This window comes from Streptomyces solincola, assembly GCF_002982015.1.
In the GTDB taxonomy this organism is placed as follows: Bacteria; Actinomycetota; Actinomycetes; order Streptomycetales; family Streptomycetaceae; genus Streptomyces; species Streptomyces solincola.
Genome location: NZ_PVLV01000100.1, coordinates 1 through 5,603 on the forward strand (window position 1 = coordinate 1; position 5,603 = coordinate 5,603).

A 5,603-nucleotide genomic window follows, 5' to 3' on the forward strand; every position below is an offset into this window, starting at 1 on the left:
GCTGGCCGGCCCCGACGGCACCGCCCGGGCCCGGGCGGTGCCGTCGGGGCCGGCCAGCGCGGAGAGCCCGACGAAGTCGAACTCGCCCTCGACGCCGACCCGGTTGGCGTACGCGAGGTAGAGCTGGTTCTCGAAGGCGCGCACCGGGACGACCGACTCGGCGACGATCTCTGCGGGGTGCATCAGCGCGGTGGGCACGACCAGCAGCTCGGTGCCGGCCAGGGCGTGCGCCCGGACGTTCTCCGGGAACTCCACGTCGTAGCAGATGATCAGCCCGATCCGGACGCCGTTCAGCTCGGTCTGCACGACCGGCAGGTCGCCGGGGGTGAAGGCGTCCGCCTCGAAGCCGCCGTAGAGATGGGTCTTGCGGTAGTTCGCGAGCCTCGCGCCGTCCGGGCCGATGATCTGCGCGGAGTTGTGGACGCTGTCGCCGTCGCGCTCCGGGTAGCCGTAGGTGATAGCGAGGCCGTGCCGGACGGCGACGGCGGCGACCGCGTCGGCGCCGGGCCCGTCGGCGGGCTCGGCGAGCCGGGCGATGCCGTCGCCGATGGCGTATCCGGTCAGGAACATCTCGGGGGCGACCAGCAGTGCGGCGCCGGTGGCGGCGGCCCGGCCGGCGGCCTCGTCCAGGACCTTGAGGTTGGCGGCGACGTCACCGGGCTGTCCGGAGCTCTGGAGCAGGGCGGTGCGCAGCGGCGGCATCGGCGACCTCGGGGTGTGTCGGGCGGTACGGCGGGAACGGCGCCCGGGCGGGATGCGCGCGGTCCGGGCGGGCGGCCCGGGTGCATCGCGGCATCGCAGCGTGCCGGGGACGTTCAAAACGGTACGGTCCGGTGCTCATATGGGACAAGCCGCGACCGTTGCGCACCGACCATCGATCCGTTGCGCTCGTACGCGACCGGGCGGCGATTCATTGCGCGCCGAGCGTGGCGGGTGGGGCGCCCGTGGCTCCGGGCGGGCGGCGGCCCGTGGCCGCGGCGGGTGTGCGGCGGCCCGTGGCCGGGCGGCTCAGGCGGGCGAGCCGGAGGAGAAGCGCCGCAGCAGCGGTGAGAGCACCAGCACCGACTTGGTGCGCTCCACGAACGGCTCGCCGGCGATGCGCTCCAGCACCCGCTCGAAGTGGCGCATGTCGGAGGCGAAGACCTGGACGATCGCGTCCGCCTCCCCGGTGACGGTGGAGGCGGACGCGACTTCCGGATACCGCTCCAGGCCGCGCTGGATGGTCTCCGGGGAGGTGTTGCCCCGTGCGTAGATCTCGATGAAGCCCTCGGTCTCCCAGCCGAGCGCCGCCGGGTCCACCCGGACGGTGAAGCCGGTGATGGCCCCTTCCGCCCGGAGCCGGTCCACCCGGCGCTTGACGGCGGGGGCGGAGAGGCCGACCAGCGATCCGATGTCGGCGAAGGAGCGGCGGGCGTCCTCGGCGAGGGCGTGGACGATGCGTTCGTCGAGATCGTTCAGGCGCACGGGGGGTGGATCACTTCTCTGCGGTGGCCAGTCGGGAGCGGCGCATGCCGTAGAGGAAGTAGAACACGAGACCGGCGGCCATCCAGCAACCGAAGACCACCCAGGTCACGGTGTCCAGGCTGAACATGTTGTAGACGCAGAAGGCGAAGCCGAGGACGGGGAAGGTCCAGCCCAGCGGCGCCTTGAAGGTGCGCGGCATGTCGGGGCGGGTGCGGCGCAGGATCACCACCGCGACGTTGACCAGCGCGAAGGCGAAGAGGGTGCCGATGCTGGTGGCGTCGACGAGCTTGCCGAGCGGGATGACCGAGGCGAGCGCGCCGCAGAACAGCGAGACCAGGACGGTGTTGACCCGCGGGGTGCCGGTCTTGCCGCTGACCTTGCCGAAGACCTTGGGCACCAGGCCGTCGCGGGACATCGCGAACAGCACCCGGGTCTGGCCGTAGAGCACGGTCAGCACCACGCTGGCGATGGAGATGACGGCGCCGGCCGCGAGCAGGGTGCCCCAGAAGGTCTGGCCGCTGACGTCGTTCATGATCGCGGTCAGCGAGGCGGAGGAGCCCTCGAACTTGGTCCACTTCCAGGCGCCCACGGCGACCGCCGCGACCAGCACGTACAGCGCGGTGACGATGATCAGCGACAGCATGATCGCGCGCGGCAGGTCGCGCTGCGGGTTCTTCGCCTCCTCACCGGCGGTGGAGGCGGCGTCGAAGCCGATGTACGAGAAGAACAGGCTGGCTCCGGCGGCGCTGACCCCGGCCACGCCCAGCGGCATGAAGTCGGCGTAGTTGCCGGACTGGAAGCCGGTGAAGCCGATGGCGCAGAACAGCAGCAGCGCCGCGATCTTGACGATCACCATGATGGTGTTGGCCCGCGCGGACTCCTTGGCGCCGCCGAGCAGGAAGACCATGGCCAGCAGCACGACGAGGAGGCCGGGCAGGTTGATGACCCCGCCCTCGCCGGGCGCGGAGGACAGCACCGCCGGGATGGTGACGCCTATCGTCCCGTTGAGCAGCTCGTTGAGGTACTCGCCCCAGCCGACCGCGACCGCGGCCACCGACACGCCGTACTCCAGCACCAGGCACCAGCCGCAGACCCAGGCGACCAGTTCGCCCATCGTTGCGTACGCATACGAGTACGAGGAGCCCGCGACCGGGATGGTGCCGGCCAGCTCGGCGTAGGAGAGGGCGGAGAAGAGAGCCGTCAGACCGGCCAGCACGAAGGCGATGGTGATCGCCGGGCCGGCCTTGGGCACGCTGTCGCCGAGGACGACGAAGATGCCGGTGCCCAGGGTGGCGCCGATGCTGATCATGGTGAGCTGCCACATGGACAGGGTCCGGCGGAGCGTGCCGCCTTCACCCTTGCCACCCTCCTCTACCAGCACATCCACCGGCTTGCGGCGCATGAGGACGGAGAGGCCGGACGCCTTGCGGGCGGGAGGCTCGGTGGCGGGAGAGGCTGTGCCTTGGTCCAGCACTGCTGGGGGCTCCTTCTGCGCTGCGGATGGCTTGACGGCGTACGCCAGGCGGCTCGCGGGCAGCGGGACGAAGCCCGTTGGATGGGGAGACCGCCGAGCCGGCGGTCGCCGCCACTCCTGGTACGGGGCACGAGCCTAAACCCCATCGCTTCGCGACCGTAATGCACCGTTGTTGCGTTCCGGCAGTTGATCATTGCGTGCTGGGGTCCCCGACGGGGAAACATTGCGCTCCGGCACACGAATCGGAACATCGGGGGCAGGCGGGCCTCTGGCCCCGCCGCCCCCACCCGCCACAGGAGGACGGACCGACGATGGACGACTGGCTGGCCCCGGAGCCGTTCCTGCGCGGCACCTCGTGGTTCGACGGGGACGGCCGCCCGGTGCGCGCCGACCCCGGCGACCTGGCCCGGCTGCCGTGGGACACCACCGCACGGGCCGAGGTGCCGACCGGGGTGCGGCTGGAGTTCGCCGCGTCCCCCGGCGTCCGCGCCGTGGCACTGCGCTACCGGGCAGCCGTACCCGGCCCGCGGGAGCGGACACGTGAGCTCCCTCACTGCTTCGGCCTGTGGCAGGACGGGGCCGAGGTGTGCGAGGTCCTGGCCGACCCCGTGGAGGAGGCCGAGGTGACCGTCCCGCTGCCCTCGCCCCGCTCCTCGCACCCCTTCACCGTCTATCCGCCGGAGAGCCGGGCGCCCCGGTTCACCGGCATCCGGGCCGTCGGCGGGCGCATCGCCCCCGCGCCGGGACGGCCCCGCTGGCTGGTGCACGGCGACTCGATCACCGAGGGCTGGCTCGCCACCCGGCCCGCGCGCGCCTGGCCGGCCGCCGCCGGGCGGATCCTCGGGCTCGACCCGGTCAACCTCGGCTACGCCGGCTCGGCGCGCGGCGACCTCGCGCTGGCCCAGCAGCTCGGGCGGCTGCCCGCGCCCGCCCTGACCACGCTCGCCTTCGGCACCAACTGCTGGTTCGGCGTGCCTTGTTCGGCCGCCCTGTTGTACGAGACGGTCCGCACGTTCGTCGCGCTGGTGCGGGCCGGTCACCCGGACACCCCGCTGCTCGTGGTCTCCCCGCTGCTGCGGCCCGAGGCGGAGCACACCGCCAACCCGGCGGGTGCCACCCTCGCCGCGCTGCGGGCCGCCATGGAGGAGGCGGCCCGGGACACCGCGGCCGCCGGGGACGGCCGGCTGGCGCTGCTGCCCGGACGGGACGTGCTGGGCCCGGAGCACCTGGCGGACGGACTGCACCCGGACGACGCGGGGCACGCCCGGCTCGCCCGCGCGGTCGCGGCCGCCGTGCGGGGCGCCTGGCCCGGTCTTGCGGCCGGTCCGCGGCCGTCCGGCAGGCATGCCCGGGCGGACTGCGGGTAGCCGCGCCTTCGATCGGTGACATCGGTGACGTCGAGACGAGGAGGGGCCGTGGACCGGAGGGCATGTCCGGCGCTGTCGTCCCGGCAGCCGCACACCGCGTCCTTCGCGCTCGCGCACACCGTCCGCGCGCGTTCGGCCGCGTGTGAGATACCCGACGGCCCGCGCCCCGCCGCGTCCGCGCCGGCGCGGACGGCCGGGGCGCCCTCCGCACAGGGGTCGGCCGCCTGGTGAGCGGGCGCAGGGGCGGTGGCCGGCTCGGTCGGACCGCCCCTCGCGCCGCCCGCCGCGGCACCGCCCGGCAGGGCGCGCGCGGCGTCGACGCCCACGACGACGACCGGCCGGATGCGACGATGGAAGGCCGTCCGGAGGCCGGCGCCCGTCGCCCCGCCGCCCCGGCCCCGAACCGCCGCCGAACGCGAAAGGTGCTTGTGTACACGGTGAAGCAGTCGCCACGCCGCCCGGCCGGACCCTCCGGCCGCCCCCCGGCAGGCGACCGCGCGACGACCCCCGCGGCCGGGCATCCCGCCCCCGTGGACACGGCGACGACCGCCGTCCGCACGGGTGCGACGACGGCTGCCGTACGCCCGGGAGCGGCCGCCCCGCCGTACGCCCGGGAGCGGCGGCGGACGCCGTACGTACGGGCACGGCGACGACTTCCGTGCGTCCGGACGCCGGCGCACCGCGCGGCGCGGCCCCGCCCCCTCACGCCCGGTTCCGGGAGGCGTCGTGACCGTACGGCATGAGGGAAGGGCGCTCGGGGCTCCGGTGGTCGCGCCGCGCCGCCCGGCGGACGACATGGACGGCGTGCCCCTGCGGCCCGCCGGGCGGCCGTCCGCGCCGCCCGCCGGGCAGCGGGCCGGCGACGGGACCGCGCGCTACCCGGCCGCCTCCGAGGAGGACCTGCTGGCCCTGCGCCACGCGGTGCGCGCGGCCACCGTGGAGGCCGGTTTCGGGCTGGTCGACCAGACCAGGATCGTCACCGCCGCCAGCGAGCTGGCCCGCAACGCCTTCGTGTACGGGGGCGGCGGCACCGTGGAGATCCGGCCGCTCGTCTCGGCCGGGCGGTCCGGGCTGCGCCTGACGGTCAGCGACGACGGCCCCGGCATCGCCGACCTGGAGCGCTGCCTCACCGACGGCTACACCACCGGCTCGGGCCTCGGACACGGTCTGGGCGGCGCCCGGCGGCTGATGCACGACTTCCGGGTGGACACCGCCCCTGGACAGGGCACCACGGTCGTCGTCACCCGGTGGAGGGACCGCTGATGTCCCGGGCGGCCGCCCAGACCGTGTCCGAGGCC

The 5,603-nt window shown here is 74.7% G+C and carries 5 protein-coding genes; 2 read left to right on the forward strand and 3 right to left on the reverse strand.

The window, feature by feature from the left end:
- The 3 genes from C6N75_RS07970 to C6N75_RS07980 form a co-directional block, all read right to left on the reverse strand.
- Positions 1-702 (reverse strand): carbon-nitrogen hydrolase family protein (locus C6N75_RS07970; protein WP_181160395.1); only part of this gene is annotated, 702 nt, incomplete at its 3' end.
- 306 nt (positions 703-1,008) lie between these two features.
- Positions 1,009-1,464: an Lrp/AsnC family transcriptional regulator gene (locus C6N75_RS07975; protein WP_105868150.1), complete on the reverse strand. Its 456-nt coding sequence runs from the start codon at positions 1,462-1,464 to the stop codon at positions 1,009-1,011.
- 10 nt (positions 1,465-1,474) lie between these two features.
- On the reverse strand, positions 1,475-2,938 hold the full coding sequence (locus C6N75_RS07980; RefSeq protein WP_258177284.1) for an amino acid permease: 1,464 nt from the start codon (positions 2,936-2,938) through the stop codon (positions 1,475-1,477).
- 311 nt (positions 2,939-3,249) lie between these two features.
- On the opposite strand from C6N75_RS07980, the gene C6N75_RS07985 reads away from it, so the two are divergent.
- Both C6N75_RS07985 and C6N75_RS07990 read left to right on the forward strand, forming a co-directional pair.
- Positions 3,250-4,305, forward strand: coding sequence for a GDSL-type esterase/lipase family protein (locus C6N75_RS07985; protein ID WP_105868151.1), 1,056 nt, complete (start codon positions 3,250-3,252; stop codon positions 4,303-4,305).
- Positions 4,306-5,100: 795 nt separating this feature from the next.
- A complete protein-coding gene (locus tag C6N75_RS07990) occupies positions 5,101-5,568 on the forward strand; it encodes an anti-sigma regulatory factor (protein ID WP_105868154.1) in 468 nt (155 codons plus the stop codon).
- Positions 5,569-5,603 lie beyond the last annotated feature (35 nt).